Origin of the sequence: Duganella sp. Root1480D1, from assembly GCF_001427305.1 — a bacterium.
Taxonomy (GTDB): domain Bacteria; phylum Pseudomonadota; class Gammaproteobacteria; order Burkholderiales; family Burkholderiaceae_D; genus Rugamonas.
In genome coordinates this window covers 142,714-159,333 of the sequence record NZ_LMFZ01000006.1, presented here as the reverse complement: position 1 = coordinate 159,333, position 16,620 = coordinate 142,714, and the positions used below count along the sequence as shown (strand labels likewise).

At 64.7% G+C, this 16,620-nt stretch carries 10 protein-coding genes; 4 read left to right on the top strand and 6 right to left on the bottom strand.

The window, feature by feature from the left end:
• Nucleotides 1-129: 129 nt before the first annotated feature.
• The 6 genes from ASD58_RS08810 to ASD58_RS08785 are packed head-to-tail and all read right to left on the bottom strand — an operon-like array spanning nt 130 to nt 7,327.
• On the bottom strand, nt 130-1,998 hold the full coding sequence (locus ASD58_RS08810; RefSeq protein WP_057260736.1) for an MFS transporter: 1,869 nt from the start codon (nt 1,996-1,998) through the stop codon (nt 130-132).
• Between the two features lie 17 nt (nt 1,999-2,015).
• Entirely contained in the window at nt 2,016-3,101 is a 1,086-nt protein-coding gene (locus tag ASD58_RS08805; protein ID WP_057260735.1) for an N-acetylglucosamine-6-phosphate deacetylase, read from the bottom strand.
• A 2-nt stretch (nt 3,102-3,103) separates the two neighbouring features.
• Nucleotides 3,104-3,871: a DeoR family transcriptional regulator gene (locus tag ASD58_RS08800; protein ID WP_057260734.1), complete on the bottom strand. Its 768-nt coding sequence runs from the start codon at nt 3,869-3,871 to the stop codon at nt 3,104-3,106.
• Between the two features lie 32 nt (nt 3,872-3,903).
• Nucleotides 3,904-5,232: a D-tagatose-bisphosphate aldolase, class II, non-catalytic subunit gene (locus tag ASD58_RS08795; protein WP_057260733.1), complete on the bottom strand. Its 1,329-nt coding sequence runs from the start codon at nt 5,230-5,232 to the stop codon at nt 3,904-3,906.
• A gap of 9 nt (nt 5,233-5,241) precedes the next feature.
• Nucleotides 5,242-6,192: an ROK family protein gene (locus tag ASD58_RS08790; RefSeq protein ID WP_057260732.1), complete on the bottom strand. Its 951-nt coding sequence runs from the start codon at nt 6,190-6,192 to the stop codon at nt 5,242-5,244.
• On the bottom strand, nt 6,179-7,327 hold the full coding sequence (locus ASD58_RS08785) for an SIS domain-containing protein (RefSeq protein WP_057260731.1): 1,149 nt from the start codon (nt 7,325-7,327) through the stop codon (nt 6,179-6,181). Before ASD58_RS08785 ends, ASD58_RS08790 begins: the two co-directional genes overlap by 14 nt.
• 314 nt (nt 7,328-7,641) lie before the next feature.
• Here ASD58_RS08785 and ASD58_RS08780 point away from each other — a divergent pair, with 314 nt between their 5' ends.
• The 4 genes from ASD58_RS08780 (at nt 7,642) to ASD58_RS08765 (ending at nt 16,592) form a co-directional block, all read left to right on the top strand.
• Entirely contained in the window at nt 7,642-10,971 is a 3,330-nt protein-coding gene (locus ASD58_RS08780; protein ID WP_057260730.1) for a TIM-barrel domain-containing protein, read from the top strand.
• 74 nt (nt 10,972-11,045) lie between these two features.
• A complete protein-coding gene (locus ASD58_RS08775; protein ID WP_057260729.1) occupies nt 11,046-14,027 on the top strand; it encodes a TonB-dependent siderophore receptor in 2,982 nt (993 codons plus the stop codon).
• 31 nt (nt 14,028-14,058) lie between these two features.
• Nucleotides 14,059-15,423, top strand: a complete 1,365-nt coding sequence (locus ASD58_RS08770) for a Gfo/Idh/MocA family protein (protein WP_057260728.1) — start codon at nt 14,059-14,061, stop codon at nt 15,421-15,423.
• Complete coding sequence (locus ASD58_RS08765) at nt 15,423-16,592, top strand: FN3 domain-containing metallophosphoesterase family protein (protein ID WP_162253000.1); 1,170 nt, start codon at nt 15,423-15,425, stop codon at nt 16,590-16,592. Before ASD58_RS08770 ends, ASD58_RS08765 begins: the two co-directional genes overlap by 1 nt.
• Nucleotides 16,593-16,620 lie beyond the last annotated feature (28 nt).

Below are 16,620 nucleotides of genomic sequence, written 5' to 3'. Positions count from 1 at the left end.
CAGCACGGTGTTGGCGATGTCGCCACCCAGCGCCAGGTCCAGCGAGCGCTTGAGGAAGGAGCACATTTCGCTGCGCGAAATGTCCGATTGCCGGAGCTGACCCCGACTTTCATCTTTCCAGCCACCGCGCTAGCGCGCGAAGTGCGCTTCAATCTCTTCCAGCGTTTTCCCTTTGGTTTCCGGCAGCAGGAAGGCTGCGGCCAGGAAGTACACCACCGTGCAGCCGGCCCAGAAGAAGAACATCGCCGCGTAGCCGTGCCGGCCGACGGTCGGCAGGAATACCGCTGCAATCGTGGTCGACACGAACTGGTTGACCAGCAGCGCAATACTCATGCCGTTGGAGCGGATGCGGGTCGGCATCAGCTCCGATAGCGCCAGCCACACGCATACGCCGGGGCCGACCGCGAAGCTGGCCACGAACAGGCAGATCGCCAGCGTCACTTGCCAGCCATGCGCTACCGAAGGCAGGGCGCCGATTTGCGCCTGTTCGATTTTCAGCGGGGCGTTGCGGCCTGCTGCCGGGTCGGCGAAGGGGTTCAGGTGCAGGCGGCGGAAGAAAGCGCCGATCACGCTGTCCGGCTGCACGGTGTCGTCGCGCGACAGCACCATTGGCGCCAGCGCCGGGTCGTCGCTGCGGCGTGTCTGCACGTTGGTGAAGGGGCCGTAGGAGTAGGACACGGTCAGCAGCTGCGGGGGCGCGTCCTTGCCGGCTGCCGCACCAAGCGCCTTCAGGGTTTTTGTATCGAGGCGCAGCGCCAGCGTGTCGCCCCTGGCTTGCGCGGCCACGCTGGCGCTGACGTCGCGCTGCTCGCTTTCGGCGCTGCGGAACAGCAAGCCTGCCGCCAGCAACGCGATCACGATGCCGGCGCTACCCAGCATCAGCAGGAACTTGCGGCCTTTGCGGTCGACCAGCAGCACGGCGACGACGGTCATGATGGCGTTCAGCAGCTTGAGGCCGACGTCGGCCATGTTGGCGGTGGCGCCGGGCAGTCCGGCCTGGTTCAGGATGTTGACCACGTAGGCCAGCACGGAATTGATGCCGGTCGCCTGGGTGCAGGCCAGCACCAGGCAGGCCAGCAGGAAGGGCAGCACGTAGCGGCGGCTGAGCAGGCGCTCATCGCCAGCAGCGGCGCCGGCTGGGCTGCGGGCCGCTGGCGCGCCGCCACGGCCGGCCACCACGCCGCGCGCTGCGGCGATATCGCCTTCGGACGGCTCGCCAGTGGCGGCCGCGCGCACGACGACGCCGGCAGCGGCCTGCATGTCGCGCAGTTCGGCTGCGGCTTCGGCGGCGGCACGGGTGCGCAGCAGGGCGGAGTGCGCCTGTTCGACGCGGCCGCGGCGAACCAGCCAGCGCGGCGATTCAGCCAGCAGTGCGCTGCCGAAAGTGAACACCAGCCCGGGGGCCAGGCACATCCAGAAGATGCTGCGCCAGGCGTGGTCCTTGGCGTCGAATACGGCGGCGGCACGCGCCGCTTCCGGCAGGGCTTGTGCGGCCTGCGTTGCGCCTTCCACGTTTTGCGCCTGCAGCAGGCCGATCACGGCTGCGGCGACCAGGCCGATGGTGAGCAGGAGCTGGAACAGGGCGGCGCCGCGGCCACGCTGTTCGGCGCGCAGGCATTCGGCGAGATAGAGCGGCACGACCACGCCGATCAAGCCACCGCTGATCCCTTGCAGCAGGCGTCCCAGCAACAGCGGGGTGTAGCCGTCCGACAGCGCGATCAGCGGAATGCTGATGGTGAACAGGGCGCCTGCCAGCACCATCGCCCAGCGGCGGCCGATGGCGTCGGCGATCGCGCCGGCAAACAGGGAAGACAGCACGGAGCCAAGCAGCACGGCGGCAACAATGAAGCTCAGTTGCTGTGCGCTCAGCTTCCACGCGACGGAAGCTGTGGACTCAAGGTAAGGCAGGGCGCCGGCGATAATGCCGACGTCGATTCCGTAAAGCAGGCCGCCCATCCCGGCGATAAACAGTAAATAGCGCATGGATAAGGCCTGCATTGGATCTCCTGATATTTTTATGTGAGTGGAATGGCCTCGCCTTCAACGAAGACGGCCACGGGGTGTAAAGACTGGTCCAGCACGACGATGTCGGCCCAAGCGCCCGGCGCCAGGCGGCCGCGCTGCGACTCGCCCAGGTAATCGGCAGGGAACAGCGACAGGCGCTGCGAAGCTTCCGCCACTTCCATGCCCAGGCTGACGAAGTTGCGCAGTGCCTGGTCCATGGTCAGCACGGAGCCCGCCAGCGAACCGGTGGCAAGGCGCACGCAGCCCATGCACTTGAATACGCGCTGGGTGCCCAGCGCGTACTCGCCGTCCGGCATGCCGGTGGCGGACGTGGCGTCGGTGACGCCATACAGGCGCGGAATGGCGCGCAGCGCGGCGCGCATGGCGCCCGGGTGCACGTGCAGCAGGTCGGGGATGATCTCGGCATATTCCGCGTGCGCCATGGCTACGTCCACCATGCCCGGTTCCTTGTGGCTCATGCCGGTCATGCCGTTGAACAGGTGGGTGAAGCCGGCGGCGCCGGCGCGCATGGCGGCCACGCCGTCGTCGTAGCTGCCGGCGCTGTGGCCGATCTGGACGCGGATGCCCAGGTTTTTCAGGTGCGGGATCAGTTCCAGGTGGCCCGTTACTTCAGGTGCCATGGTCAGCACGCGAATCGGTGCGATGGCGTGGTAGCTTTCCACCAGGGCGCGGCTGCCGGTCACCACATCGGGCGGCTGGGCGCCCAGGCGGCGGCGGTTCAGGAAAGGGCCTTCCAGATGCACGCCAAGCATGCGCGCGCCGTGCTGCGGGCGCTGTGCGATGACGCCGGCCAGGCCTTGCAGGGCGTGGCGGATCGAATCCTCCTTGGCGGTCAGCGTGGTGCCTAGCAGCGCGGTGGTGCCGTGCCGGGCGTGGCTGCGCGCCACGACGGCGCCAGCATCACCGCCTTCCATGATGTCGACGCCGGAGGCGCCGTGTACGTGCAGGTCGACGAAGCCAGGGATGATGGTCAAGCCTTCACCGGACGGCCCTTCATTGATGCCGGTGATGCGCTGGCCGAAGGCGATGCTGCCATTGATCCAGCCGTCGGGAGTGAGGATACGGCCTTGCAGCATTGTTACTCCGCGATGATCACTTCAATGCCGCGCTTCTCGAGGCCTTCGCGGTACTCGGTGCTGATGCTGGCGTCGGTGATGACGGTGTGCACGCGGTCCAGTTGCACGATGCGGTGCAGCGACACGCGTCCGAACTTGGAGGCGTCGGTCAGCACGATGACTTTCTTGGCGCGCTCCACCATCTTGTGGTTCAGGTTTGCTTCCGCCTCGTGGTGGGTGGTGATGCCGAACTGCAGGTCGAAACCGTCGACACCGAGGAACAGCTTGTCGAAGTTGTAGGCCGACAGGCAGGCTTCGGCCTGGGCGCCTTGCAGCGACAGCGATTGCTTGCGCAGGCGGCCGCCGGTCAGGATCAGGTCCACGCCAGGCGCATCGGCCAGTTCCCAGGCGATGTTCAGGCCATTGGTCAGCACCGTCACGTCGTTGGCTTCGCGCAGGTGGCGCGCCAGCGAAATGGTGGTGGTGCCGGAGTCGATGATGACGTTGTCGCCCGGCTGCACCATGCGCGCGGCCAGCAGGCCGATTTGCTCTTTCTGCGCCTGGTTCAGGGAATCCTTCTGGCGGATGGTGTGCTCGGTCGGCGGCGTGCGGGCCAGCAGGGCGCCGCCGTGGCTGCGCTGTACCAGGCCTTGCGATTCAAGCACACTGAGGTCGCTGCGGATGGTGACGGCGGAGACGCCAAGCTTGTCCACCAGGTCGGCCACCTGGACCGAACCATTTTGTACGATCGCCTGCAGGATGGTTTCGCGGCGTTGGCTGGTATTTCGCATGTCTTCTGTCGCTGGGTGTAAAAACGTCGAGCTTAACAGATGGCGGCAGCCATGTCCCTGGCAGCGGCGTTGGCGCTGCAGGCGCGCGCATATTGCGCCAGCACGCGGCCGACCTTGTGTTCGAGCAGGGCTTGCGGCACGGCGGCCAGTTCGCCCTGCAGCACTGCGAGGAATTGCTGCGGCAGGTATTGGCTCAGCAAAGGCAGCGGGATGCTGCGCCCGGCCAGGTTGGCGAACAACTGGCTGACGGCGGCCGCCACCTCCTGCTCGCCCCAGTAGTAGCGGCAGCGGTCGGACAAACCGTAGCGGCGCATCAGGCGCTGCTCCTCGGCGCTGCCCAGGTAATGTTTCTGCCAATGCTTGGGCTTGGCCTGCATGACTTGGTCCAGCACCTGCATCAGGCGCGACGCCTTGTCCTTGCCCAGCAGGGCTTCTTCGATCAGGCACAGGGCGAGGTAGCCTTCGCGCAGCGCGAAGGTAGCTGCCGGGCCGACTTTGAGGATGGCGTAGTGGTCGCGCACCATCTGGTGCAGGCCCGATTCGCGCTGGTAGTCGGTGGAGTGGGCTTCGAACACCAGGCCGGGCACGCCGGCCACGAAGGCGGACAAGTCCCGGGCGGCTGCCGCGTTGTAGTGCTGCACATTGGCCTGGTCGAAGTCGACGCCCGGCTGCACCACCATCGCGATCACGCGCTGCCATGCAGCTTGCAGGCCGGCTTCGGCGAAGGCGCGGCGGTGCACTTCCAGCGTGCGGGCAGCCGCTTTCGGCACCGTGACGGCAAGGGCCTGCTCCAGCGCAGGTTCACCGCCCGGCACCGGCACTTCGGTGCCGATCACGTAGACCGGCGCGGGCAGGCCCGCATGCGCTGCGGACCGTTCCGCGATGGCGGCCAGGCGCACCGCGCGTGCGGCTACGATCTCGTCGCTCAGTACCGGCTCGTCGTCGGCGCAGCGCATGCTGCAATCGAGGTGGATCTTGTGGAAGCCGGCCGACACATACGCGTCGATCAGCACCTCGGCATGTGCCATCGCGTTAGCGGCGTCCTGCGATTGCCAGGCGTTGGGGCCAAGGTGGTCGCCGCCCAGCACCAGGCGTTCGGCCGGGAAGCCCTGTTCCTGCGCCAGTCGATGCACGTAATCGCGGAACCCGGCCGGCTGCATGCCGGTATAGCCGCCAAACTGGTCCACCTGGTTGGAGGTGGCTTCCACCAGCAGCGGCGTACCGTATTGCGCGGCCACCTGCATGGCGGCGCGCAGCACGGTCGGGTGGCTGCAACAAACGCTGTACAGGCCCACCGCTGCGCCGGCGCGGTGCGCCTGGACGATTTGCAGGACTGGGGAAAGTTGGGCAGGCTGGTTCATTAGGCTTTCCTACTTCGTTTGTTGGCGCGCCAGCAGGGCGGCGCCGCGCGCACCGCCGGCATCGCCGAAGCGTGGCGGCAGCACCGGCGGCGTTTGCACGCCGCGGAACAGGTGGCGGCGCATGGCGGCCGGCAGTTGCTGGTACAGGTGCGACAGCTTGGACAGGCCGCCGCCCAGCACGATGGCGTGCGGGTCATAGGCCAGCACCAGCCCGGCCAGGGTATGCCCCAGCAGGTCGAGATGGATCGCTAGTGCCTGCGCGGCCACGACATCGCCGTTGTCGGCGCGGGCCACGATCGACAGCGGCTCGGCACTATCGCCGCCAAGGTGCGCGTGCAGTTTCGACAGGCCCGGGCCGGAGACATAGCGCTCCAGGCAGCCCTTCTTGCCGCAAGGGCAGTCCAGCAGCGGCAACTGGTAGAGCGCCAGCAGCGGCGCGGGAACGGTCCAGTGGCCCCATTCGCCGGCAATGGCATTGAAGCCGCGCTGCAGCCGCCCCTCGACGCAATAGCCGCCGCCGGCGCCGGTGCCGATGATGGCGCCGAACATGGTGGGCAGGCCGGCCGCGGCGCCGCCCTGCGCTTCCGACAGGGCGAAGCACTGGCAGTCGTTGCCGATGAAGACGGGGCGCACCAGCGCTTCCTGCAGCGCGGCAGCGACCAGCCGGCCGTTCAGGGCTGGCACATTGGAGCTGAGCTGGCGGCCGGTGGCGCTGTCGATGACGCCGGGCAGGCCAATGCCGACTGCTGCCGGCGAAGCTTGCGGGCCAAGCGCCGCGTCGCCGTGCGCGACCAGGCCGACGATCGCGGCGACGAACTCATTGAAGTCGGTACCCGGCGTCGCAACGCGTTCGCGGAACACTTCCTGCAACTCGCCGCCGGCATCGATCCACGACACCAGTTCGATCTTGGTGCCGCCGATGTCGATGCCGTGATAGCCGGTTTGCTCAGAACTGGTCATGGCGGTAAATGGTGACGCCTTGCACGACGCGGTTGACCGTGCCGTCGGCGAACGGGTTGTCGGGAGTCAGGCCCAGCGCGGCCGATTGGTGCAGGGCGTATTGCTGTGCCATCAGCAGCCACAGTGGCGCCAGCCACGAATCGGACAACTGTGCCGGCAACGCCGGTGCTGCGACCGAAATATCGGATTCGGTGCCGACGGTGACCACAGTGCCGGCCACGCCATCGCGCTGCAACTCTTGCAGCAGGTCTTCCTCGTAGCGCCGCGACAGCGCTTTGCTACTGCGGAACAGGATCACCAGCGATTGCTTGTTCAGCGCGGATTTCGGACCGTGGCGGAAGCCAAGCGCGGTATTTGACATGGCCAGCACCCGGCCGCCGGTCAGTTCCAGTATCTTCAGGGCCGCTTCCTTGGCCAGCGCTTCCAGAGGGCCGCTGCCCAGGTAGACCACGCGTTGCACCGGCTGCGCGGCCAGCGAAGCCACCGGTGCCGCCCAGTCGCGCAGTGCCGCGTCGCCGGCTTGGGCCAGCGCTGCCAGGCGTTCCTGCCACTCGCCTTTGCCCAGCACGCACAGGGCGGCCAGCAGCATGCAGGTGAAGCTGCTGGTCATGGCGAAGCCACGGTCGCAGCTGGCGGCAGGCATCAGCAGATTGAAGGTGCGGGTGCCGGAATCGGCGTTGCGCGCCAACTGGCCTTGCGGATTGCAGGTGATATTCAGGAAGCGCGCATCGGCCACCACCTCGCGCACCAGTTCCACGGCAGCCAGGCTTTCAGGGCTGCTGCCGCTGCGGGCGAAAGAAACCAGCAGGGTCGGGGCATTCGGTTCGAGGTAAAGCTCCGGGTGCGTCAGCAGGCTGGTGGTGGCCACTGCGCGCACTTGCGCAGGCCAGGCGGCATTCAGTTCATCAGCGACGATCTCGCCCACGTAGCAAGAGCTGCCGGCGCCAGTCAGGATCACGCGCTGCTGCGGATTGTGCAGGCAGCTGCCGAGAAAGGCGGCGACGTCGGCGGCCCGGCTCCGCAAGGTGGCGCCCAGTTCGCGCCACAGGGCCGGCTGTTGCGCGATTTCCTCGGCGGTATCAAGGCCGCCGATGTCGCGCCAGGCTTGCAGGTCGCGCTGGAGAAGGATAGTCATCGAAAAAAGATAAGTTGTAAGTTGGCTGAAAGCATAAATAGAATATTTCGAAAAGTCAAATACGAAAGAAAATCGAAAGAAAATGGCCGCAGTCAGATGGGGGAAATGGCCCTGGTTGCTGCGTATTTCGGCTTGTTACGTTGCGAATTCACGACTATGCGAAAGGTATCGCCCTGCGATATCGGTTAAACGAAAGTTAAAATCGCGAAAAATCAATATGAAAGCGCGAATTACTTTCTTTTTGTTGACCTTTTTTGCTTTTATTCCTAAAGTACGTCCATCAAAACGAAAAAACTTGCACCTTAGGCAGGCTTATGAAGAGACTCACCCGCACTGCAATCGCCGCTGCTGCCCTGGCCCTCGCTACCGGCGCCGGCCTCGCTGCCCCTCTCGGAAAACTGCGCAGCATCAGCGCCGCGCCGAGCAATACCGCCGAAGGCCAATCCTGGGACCTGGCGACCGAATCGGGCGCGATTGTGCGTGTCAGCTTGCTGCAGGACGACGTGCTGCGTATCTGGGCTGGTCCCAAGGGCAAGCTGACCGATGCCGGCGACAAGGCTGCCGCCATCGTAGTCGGCAAGCCGGCGGCGCATATTGAGCATAGCGTAAGCGAACAGCCAGACCATATTTTGCTGCGCACCTCCAAGCTGGCTTTGCGCATCGACCGCAACCCGCTGCGTTTCACGCTGTTCCGCGCTGGCGAAAACCAGCCGCTGTGGCGCGAAGTGCAGCCGCTGGAGCTGGGCGAAAAAGCCAGCGTGCAGACCCTGTCGAGCGACAAGGCGGAGCGTTTCTTCGGCGGCGGCCAGCAGAACGGCCGCTTCGAATTCAAGGGCCGCCAGCTTGACGTGTCCTATTCGGGCGGCTGGGAAGAGGGCGATCGCCCAAGCCCGGCGCCTTTCCTTATGAGTTCCCGCGGCTGGGGCGTGCTGCGCAATACCTGGTCGGATGGCAGCTACGATTTGCGCCAGCACGATGTGGTGGCCTTGCAGCACGCCGAACCGCGCTTCGATGCCTATTACTTCGTCGGCAAGGACGTGCGCGACGTGCTGGCGCGCTACACCAAATGGACCGGCCGCGCGCGCATGCTGCCGCGCTGGGCGCTGGAATACGGCGATGCCGATTGCTACAACGATGGCGATAACGTGAAAAAGCCGGGCACCGTGCCCAAAGGCTGGAGCGATGGCCCGACCGGCAAGACGCCGGACGTTGTCAATTCTGTGGCGCGCAAATACCGCGAGAACGATATGCCGGGTGGCTGGATCCTGCCGAACGATGGCTACGGCTGCGGCTACACCAACCTGCCGGAAACCGTGCAGGGCCTGTCCAAATACGGCTTTCGCACCGGCCTGTGGACCGAAAACGGCGTCGACAAAATCAAGTGGGAAGTCGGCACTGCCGGCAGCCGCGTGCAGAAGCTGGACGTGGCGTGGACCGGCAAGGGTTACCAGTTCTCGCTGGACGCCAACAAGTCTGCCTATGACGGCATCCTGGACAACTCCGACAGCCGTCCTTTCATCTGGACCGTGATGGGCTGGGCCGGCACGCAGCGCTATGCCGTGGCATGGACCGGCGACCAGAGCGCAAGCTGGGATTACATTCGCTGGCACGTGCCGACGCTGGTCGGTTCCGGCCTCTCCGGCCAGGCCTACGCGACCGGCGACGTCGATGCGATCTTTGGCGGCAGCCCGGAGACCTATACCCGCGACCTGCAATGGAAGGCGTTCACGCCGGTGCTGATGGGGATGTCGGGCTGGTCGGCCAATGCGCGCAAGCATCCGTGGTGGTTCGATGAGCCATACCGCAGCATCAACCGGCGCTACCTGAAACTCAAGCTGCGCCTGACGCCGTACATGTACACCCTGGCGCGCGAGGCGGAGCAGACCGGCGCGCCGCTGGTGCGTGGCCTGATGTGGGATTACGCATCCGACCCTGCTGCCTTCACCGAAGCGCACAAGTATCAGTTCCTCCTGGGCCGCGACATGCTGGTGGCCCCGGTGTATCGCAGCCAGGCTGTCTCGCAAGGCTGGCGCAAGGGCATCCACCTGCCGCAAGGCACCTGGTTCGAATACTGGGATGGCCGCCAGGCGACGGCAGGTGCGGCAGGGCGCGACCTCGACCTGCAGGTCACGCTCGACAAGCTGCCCGTCTTCGTCCGCGCCGGCGCGATCCTGCCGATGTATCCCGAAGTCCTGTTCGACGGCGAGAAGGCAAAGGACGTGCTGACGCTGGACCTGTATCCACACGGCGAATCCTCGTTCACGCTGTACGAAGACGACGGCAATACGCGCCAGTACCAGAAGGGCGCGTTCAGCCAACAGGTCCTGCGCATGCGCGAATCGAGCGGTACCGTCAGCGTCGACATCGCCCCTGTGGCAGGCAGCTACGCAGGACAGGAGCCGCGCCGCAGCTATGTCCTGCGCATGCCGACCCGCCAGCGTCCGGCAGCCGTTACCGCATCCGCGCCCGCAATCCGCACTCTGCCTGCGCAAGGGGACCGCGCGGCATATGACGCGGCCGTGGAAGGCTGGTTCTACGACCCGCAAGACCGCACCGGAACGCTGCACGTAAAAACCGCGAAACAGGACATTCGCCAGCCCCTGCAAATCACTGTGCAAGGTGCGCAGACCCTGGCAGCGCAGGACGACGGCTTCCCGCAAGCGCCGGAACTGGGCCGCGCTCTGCCGCCAGACGCACTGCTGGTGGTGAACCGTCCGGCCGAAGAACCCGGCCACCCGCTGGAAAACGCCTTCGACGACAAAGCTGCCACCTGGTTCCGCACCACCCGCAACCAGTCGATCCGCACCGGCGCGCACGAATGGACCATCGGCTTCACAGAACGCCGTCTGGTCGACGGCATTGAAATTGCGCCGCGCAATGACGAGCACTGGAAGCACGGCCAGGTACGCGACTACGAAATCTACATCGCCGACACCAATGGCGAATGGGGCAAGCCAAGCTTCACCGGCCGCCTGAAGCTGCAGAAAGAAACACAAACCATCAACTTCCCGGCCACCGCGGGCCGCTTGCTGCGCTTCCGCGTGCTCAGTACGCAGAACCCGGAAGGCGAAGGTGCTGCATCCACCGACCCGATGGTCACGGCTGCCGCGCAGGCGCCGGCCAAGGCAATCAACGCCATGCAGCCGGCCGAAGTGGGGCCGATTGCGCTGTCCACCTTCCGCATCCTCGAGCATCGCGCGAAAGAGGGCGCCGAGCAGCAAAGCTTCCTGTCCGACCTGCCGCTACCGCAAGGCGTCGGACGCGATCGCCCTGCCGGCAAGGGCAAGGAAATGCGCATGAACGGCCTGTGGTTCCGCAAGGGTCTGGGCGTCGGCCCCGCCAACCGCATCGACCTACAATTGGCAGGCAACTGGAACCTGCTGCGCGCCGACCTCGGCGTGGACGATAGCTGCCGTAGCGCCGGCGGCCTGCAGTTCCAGGTCTGGAGCGGCGACCGCCTGCTGTACGACAGCGGCCTGGTGACCGCACCGGCCGTCGTCAAGCCGGAAATCGATGTGCGCGGGTTGAGGCAACTCAGCCTGCGGACCCTGGGTGCGCGCGGCGCCCAACCTGCCCAGGTTTGCGGCAACTGGGCCAACGCCGTACTGATAGGCACAGAGGGCGCCACCGTCCGAACGCGCTGACCGCACATTTATCGTCACTAAGAACGAACCCCTCTTCGGACCGGGGAGGGCGTTTTGCAAACTAAAAAAAGGAGATGCAAGTGGAACTGAAGAAATTGATCGCTGCGCTGGCAGCTATTGGAATGGCTGGCGGCGCCCTGGCAGCCGATGGGGCGGATGACAAGAAGGACGAAAAAGGCGAGAAGATCCACCGCGTTGAAGTGACCGGCTCCAGCCTGAAGCGCATCAATGCCGAAACCGCTTCGCCGGTGCAGGTGATCGACGCCAGGCAGATCGAAAACATGGGCGCCCGCACCCTGATGCAGGTACTGGACAACCTGCCGGCCGCCCGCCCGGCGCAGCAAGACTTCCGTTCCATGTTCACCGGTTCCGACGGGGCCTCGCAAGCCAACCTGCGCGGCCTCGGTGCGCAAGGCACCCTGGTGCTGCTGAATGGCCGGCGCCTGTCCTTTTATGGCGCACCGGCCGGCTTCCAGACCATGTTCGTCAACATCGACGCGATCCCCGCTGCGGCAATCGAGCGCATGGAAATCCTGACCGACGGCGCCTCCGCCGTCTATGGCTCCGATGCGGTGGCTGGCGTGATTAACGTCATCACCAAGAAGAACTACCAGGGGCTGGAAGCGAAGGTCAGCACCGACCATTCGCAGGAAGTCTCGGCATACGGCGAGCATCAGGCCAGCCTGGTGTACGGCAAGGGCGATTTTGGCAACGACGGCTACAACCTGATGGCCTCCCTGAACGTTTACCAGCGCGACCGCATTGCGCTGGCCGATACTTACGACAAGCGCCCCGACTACTTCTACGTCAATAACCCCAACTTTATTTCCAACTTCCGCGTCGGCGTCGGCAGCGAACCAGGCCAGCCAAACCCGGGCACGTTCTTCGTGTTCGATCCGGCCAGGAACAACGCGCGTACACAGCGTGCGGTGAGCGGCTGTTCCACCATGATCACCGAAGCATCCGGCACCCGCTGCGTGTGGAACAACCTGCCGTATGCGCTTGATACCGGACCGACCTCCGATCGCGTGACCGGTTTCCTGTCCGGCAGAAAGAAGTTCGGCGACGACCTGGAAGCCTTTGCCGAAGTGGCTTATACGCACATCAAGCTGCGCGGAGAAAACGGCCCGCGCAGCTTCAACAGCGGCACCACCAGCAACTGGTTCTCGCGCAATACCGGCACCAGGCTGAATACCTTCGTCAACCCTTACCTGGGCCCGAACAACGTCTACCTGCAAGGCAAGCTGGACCCCGACATGGCGGCCAAGATGGGCGGCGCGGCAGGCCTGAACTACATCCTGCAGGATGCGGTCGGACACTTCGGCCAGAAGAACCTGGACGACAACTACCGCGTGCTGACCGGCCTGCGCGGCCATCTCACCGGCAGTTGGGACTTCGAAACCGCGCTTGGCGTGGCGGGCAGCCATTCCACTCTGTACCAGACCACCAACATCAACATCAAGGGCTTTGAGAAAGCCTTCGGCCCAACCAGCAAGGACCCTGTCACTGGCCGCGCCTACATTGCCGACAATCCTGCCTTCAAGTTCGGCGAAATCAGCGAATCCAATGCGGCCCTGATCCGCGAGGCCTTCCCAACCTTCGACATCCAGTCCTGGACCAAGCTGATTACCTTCGACGCCAAGGTGGAAGGCACGCTGTTCAAGCTGGGCGAGCGTGAAGTGCGCGCTGCTTTCGGCACCAACCTGATGCGCGAAAGCTTCGACACGCCGGGCAATGCCGATGCCGCCAATGGCCTGATCACGCAGCAGGGCGGTTCCTGGTTCGATGGCAAGCGCACTGTCAGCGCCCTGTTCGGCGAGGTGGTGGTGCCTGTGACCGACACGCTGGAAGTCAATGCCGCGGCGCGGCTGGACAAATACCCGCACTTCTCGGCCAACCTGGCGCCGAAGCTCGGCGTGCAATGGCGCGCACGTCCTGAAGTGATGGTGCGCGGCACCTACTCGGAAGGCTTCCGTGCACCGAACCTGGCCGAATCTGGCAGCGGCGGCGTGTTCGCGCAGGTGGGCGGCATCCGCGATACCGTGCGCTGCGACGAAACCAATGCCATCGCCAAACTGCTGATGAAGTCCGTCACCAACACCGACCAGGACCTGGGCAAGACCCTGCTGAACTCCAACTGCTCGACCACGGTGGGCGGCCTGACTCCACCGAACCCGAACCTGACACCGGAGAAAGCCAAGATCTCGACCCTGGGCCTGGTGCTGCAGCCTGCCAAGGACGTCAGCATCTCGCTGGACTACTGGTTCGTCTACCGCCGCAATGAAATCGTGCGCCAGGACTTCAACCAGTTGTTCACGGACCTGGTAGCCAATTATGGCCCGAGCCTGGCCGGCACCGACAAGGCAATCCGCAATGACCTGAGCGATGCCGACCGCGCCAATATGGCAGCCGTGGTCAGCATGTGCAACAACCTGGCCAACTTGCCGGCATGCGTTGCAGCCGGCATGCCGAAGTACTCGGTTGGCAACCTGGGTGGCTTGATCAACTCCTACTCGAACCGCGGCCGCACCCTGCTGGACGGCTTCGACATCGACGCGCGCGCCCGCTTCTCCCTGGGCGAATACGGCAAGCTGGGTACCGGCGCCGCCTTCACCATCCGCAAGCGCGAGACCTACAACTACGAAGACGGCGGCGGCTTCTCCGGCAACTACGTCGGCTACTACGATTCGCCACGCCTGCGTGCCACCTTCAATGCCGACTGGACCTACCAGAACCTGGTCACCAACCTGTTCGTGAACTACACCGGCAAGGCCAAATGGGCTTATGGCGCATACGACACCGACAACGCACCGGAAAACTGCACCGCCGGCGGGGTGGCACTGCCGGAAAACCTTTGCGGCGGCCAGCCTTCGTACTACACCGTCAACCTTGGCTTCAACTGGAAGCCGATCAAGAACCTGGATGTGGGGCTGAACATCAAGAACGTGACCAACAAGAAGCCGTATTACGACCCGAACGGCTGGGAAGGCTACAACCACCAGCAAAACCTGTTCGGCCGCGTTTTCTCTCTCTCGGCCAACTACAAATTCTGGTAACCTGCGATCCAACCATAGAGGCAAAGACTAGATGGACAAGCAATTCAATCGACGACACTTCCTCACCGCCGGCGCAGCGCTGGCGGGCAGCCTGTTGCTGCCGACCGCCTTTGCGGCCGGCGGCCGCGAAAAGCTTCGGCTCGGCATGATCGGTACCGGCATGCGCGGCCAGGTGCTGCTGCGCGAACTGGTACGCCGAGACGACGTGGAAGTGGCAGCGCTGTGCGATATCGAACCGGTCATGCTGGGCAAGGCGCTGGCGCAATTCGAGAAGGCCGGCAAACCCAGGCCGCGCACTTTCGGCGATGACGGCGACAAGCATGCCTATCGGCGCATGCTGGACTCCAGGCAGCTCGATGGCGTGATCATCGCCACCCCGTGGGAATGGCACGCGCAAATGGCGATCGACGCCATGCAGGCCAAGGTTCCCGTGGGCTGCGAAGTAGTGGCCGGCATCACGCTGAAAGACCACTGGGACGTGCTGGACACCCAGCTCAGGAGCGGTACGCCGTACATGCTGCTGGAGAACGTTTGCTACCGCCGCGACGTGATGGCGGTGCTGCAGATGGTACGCTCCGGCCTGTTCGGCGAACTGGTGCACCTGCAGGGCGGTTACCAGCACGACCTGCGGGCGGTGAAGTTCAATAACGGCGACCCGGCCAAGCCATACGGCAGCGGCATCGAGTTCGGCGCCAAGGGCTGGTCGGAGGCGAAGTGGCGCACCGAGCACTCCGTGCAGCGCAATGGCGAGCTGTATCCAAGCCATGGCATCGGCCCGTGCGCGATGTACACCAACATCAACCGCGGCAACCGCTTCACCCGCATCAACACCTTTGCGACCAAGGCGCGCGGCCTGCATGACTACATCGTCAAGCAGGGCGGCGCCGAACATCCGAGCGGCAAGGTGAAGTTCAGCCTGGGCGACGTGGTGACCACCACGCTGTCCTGCGAGAACGGCGAGACCATCATCCTCCAGCACGATACCTCGCTGCCGCGCCCTTATTCGCTGGGTTTCCGCGTGCAGGGCACCAATGGCTTGTGGATGGACGTGAACCATTCCATCCACATCGAAGGCAAGAGCAAGCCGCACCAGTGGGATGACTTCCAGGCCTACCAGGACCAGTTCGACCACCCGTTGTGGCGCAAGTACGCCAACGAGGCGGCAGGTGCTGGCCACGGCGGCATGGATTACTTCGTGATCCACGCTTTCGTGGAAGCGCTGAAGGCACGGGCGCCAATGCCGATCGACATCTACGATGCGGTGACGTGGAGCGCCATCACGCCGCTGTCCGAGCAATCGATCGCGCAGAACTTCCAGACGCTGGACTTCCCCGACTTCACGCGGGGCGAATGGAGCAAGCGCAAGCCGATCTTCGCTTTCAACGACCGCTACTGATGAAGCGCACAAGGATAGCCCTGGCGTCACTTTGCATCGGCTTGGCAGCGTTGGCCGTGCAGGGGGCAGCGGTGGCCCAATCCGAACCCTACAAAGTGTTCGACACCAGGCCTGTCATTACCGAAGGTCCCTACCTGTCCGCGCTCTCCGATACCGCCGTGTCGGTGATGTGGATGACCGATGCACCCAGCCACGCCAAAGTGCGCCTGAGCGATGGCGATACGGTGCGCGAAATCGAGCCGCAGGTCGATGGCCTGGTGCCTGTGGGCCAGCGGCATGTGGTGACGATCACCGGGCTGGCGCCCGGCAAGCGCTATTCCTACGAAGCCATCGCCACCCGTGTGGTAAAGCTCAAGCCCTACTGGCCGGACAAGGGCTTGAGCACCAGCAGCCCGACCGCTGCATTTACCACCTTCAATCCGCAACAGGGCAAGGTTTCCTTCAGCGTGGTCACCGATACCCATGAGGACACGGCGCGCATCGGCCGCTTGATGAAGATGGTCGACTGGGGCAACACCGATGCGTTGCTGCACCTGGGGGACGCCTTCCACTGGCTCGATTCGGAAGAACAGTTGTGGGCGAAATGGCTGCGGCCCACGATTGCAGCAATGGGGCCGGGCAAGCCTCTGCTGTTCGCACGCGGAAACCACGAACTGCGCGGCGCCTTTGCGCGCCAACTGGCCGGCTATGTGCCGACGCCGGAAGGGAGCTACTACTACGCGCGCGCCATGGGCCCGGTGCACCTGCTGGTGCTCGACACAGCCGAGGACAAGCCCGACGACACCAACGTCTACGCCCAGTTGAATCGCACCGTTCCTTACCGCGAAGATGAACTGGCATGGCTGCGCGCGCAGGTCGGCGCCAACAAGCACTTTGCCAGCGCGCCGTTCCGCGTGGTGGCAATGCACCAGGGCGACTGGGGCTGGCTGCCCGATAACGGCGCCGCCTGGGCTGCTCTGGCCAACCAGGCCGGCGTCGACCTGGTGATCGCCGGCCATGACCATGCCTTCTCCTACCAGCCGCCGGACCAGGTGCATGCCTACCACCGGCTGGTCCTCGGGCAGGACCAACTGGCGCGTGTCGATGCCACCGAACGCACGCTGACAGTCAAAGTACTGACCGACAAAGGCGCGACGGTCCATACATTAACCATTCCTTCACGGCGCTGATGTAGTATTGCCATTCTCTTAACCATTT

Excerpts from the sequence above, each read along its gene's own strand:
- ASD58_RS08780 (WP_057260730.1), top strand. The coding sequence starts at position 7,642 with ATGAAGAGACTCACCCGCACTGCAATCGCCGCTGCTGCCCTGGCCCTC.
- ASD58_RS08790 (WP_057260732.1), bottom strand. The coding sequence starts at position 6,192 with ATGACCAGTTCTGAGCAAACCGGCTATCACGGCATCGACATCGGCGGC.
- ASD58_RS08785 (WP_057260731.1), bottom strand. The coding sequence starts at position 7,327 with ATGACTATCCTTCTCCAGCGCGACCTGCAAGCCTGGCGCGACATCGGC.
- ASD58_RS08775 (WP_057260729.1), top strand. The coding sequence starts at position 11,046 with ATGCAAGTGGAACTGAAGAAATTGATCGCTGCGCTGGCAGCTATTGGA.
- ASD58_RS08765 (WP_162253000.1), top strand. The coding sequence starts at position 15,423 with ATGAAGCGCACAAGGATAGCCCTGGCGTCACTTTGCATCGGCTTGGCA.
- ASD58_RS08800 (WP_057260734.1), bottom strand. The coding sequence starts at position 3,871 with ATGCGAAATACCAGCCAACGCCGCGAAACCATCCTGCAGGCGATCGTA.
- ASD58_RS08795 (WP_057260733.1), bottom strand. The coding sequence starts at position 5,232 with ATGAACCAGCCTGCCCAACTTTCCCCAGTCCTGCAAATCGTCCAGGCG.
- ASD58_RS08770 (WP_057260728.1), top strand. The coding sequence starts at position 14,059 with ATGGACAAGCAATTCAATCGACGACACTTCCTCACCGCCGGCGCAGCG.
- ASD58_RS08805 (WP_057260735.1), bottom strand. The coding sequence starts at position 3,101 with ATGCTGCAAGGCCGTATCCTCACTCCCGACGGCTGGATCAATGGCAGC.
- ASD58_RS08810 (WP_057260736.1), bottom strand. The coding sequence starts at position 1,998 with ATGCAGGCCTTATCCATGCGCTATTTACTGTTTATCGCCGGGATGGGC.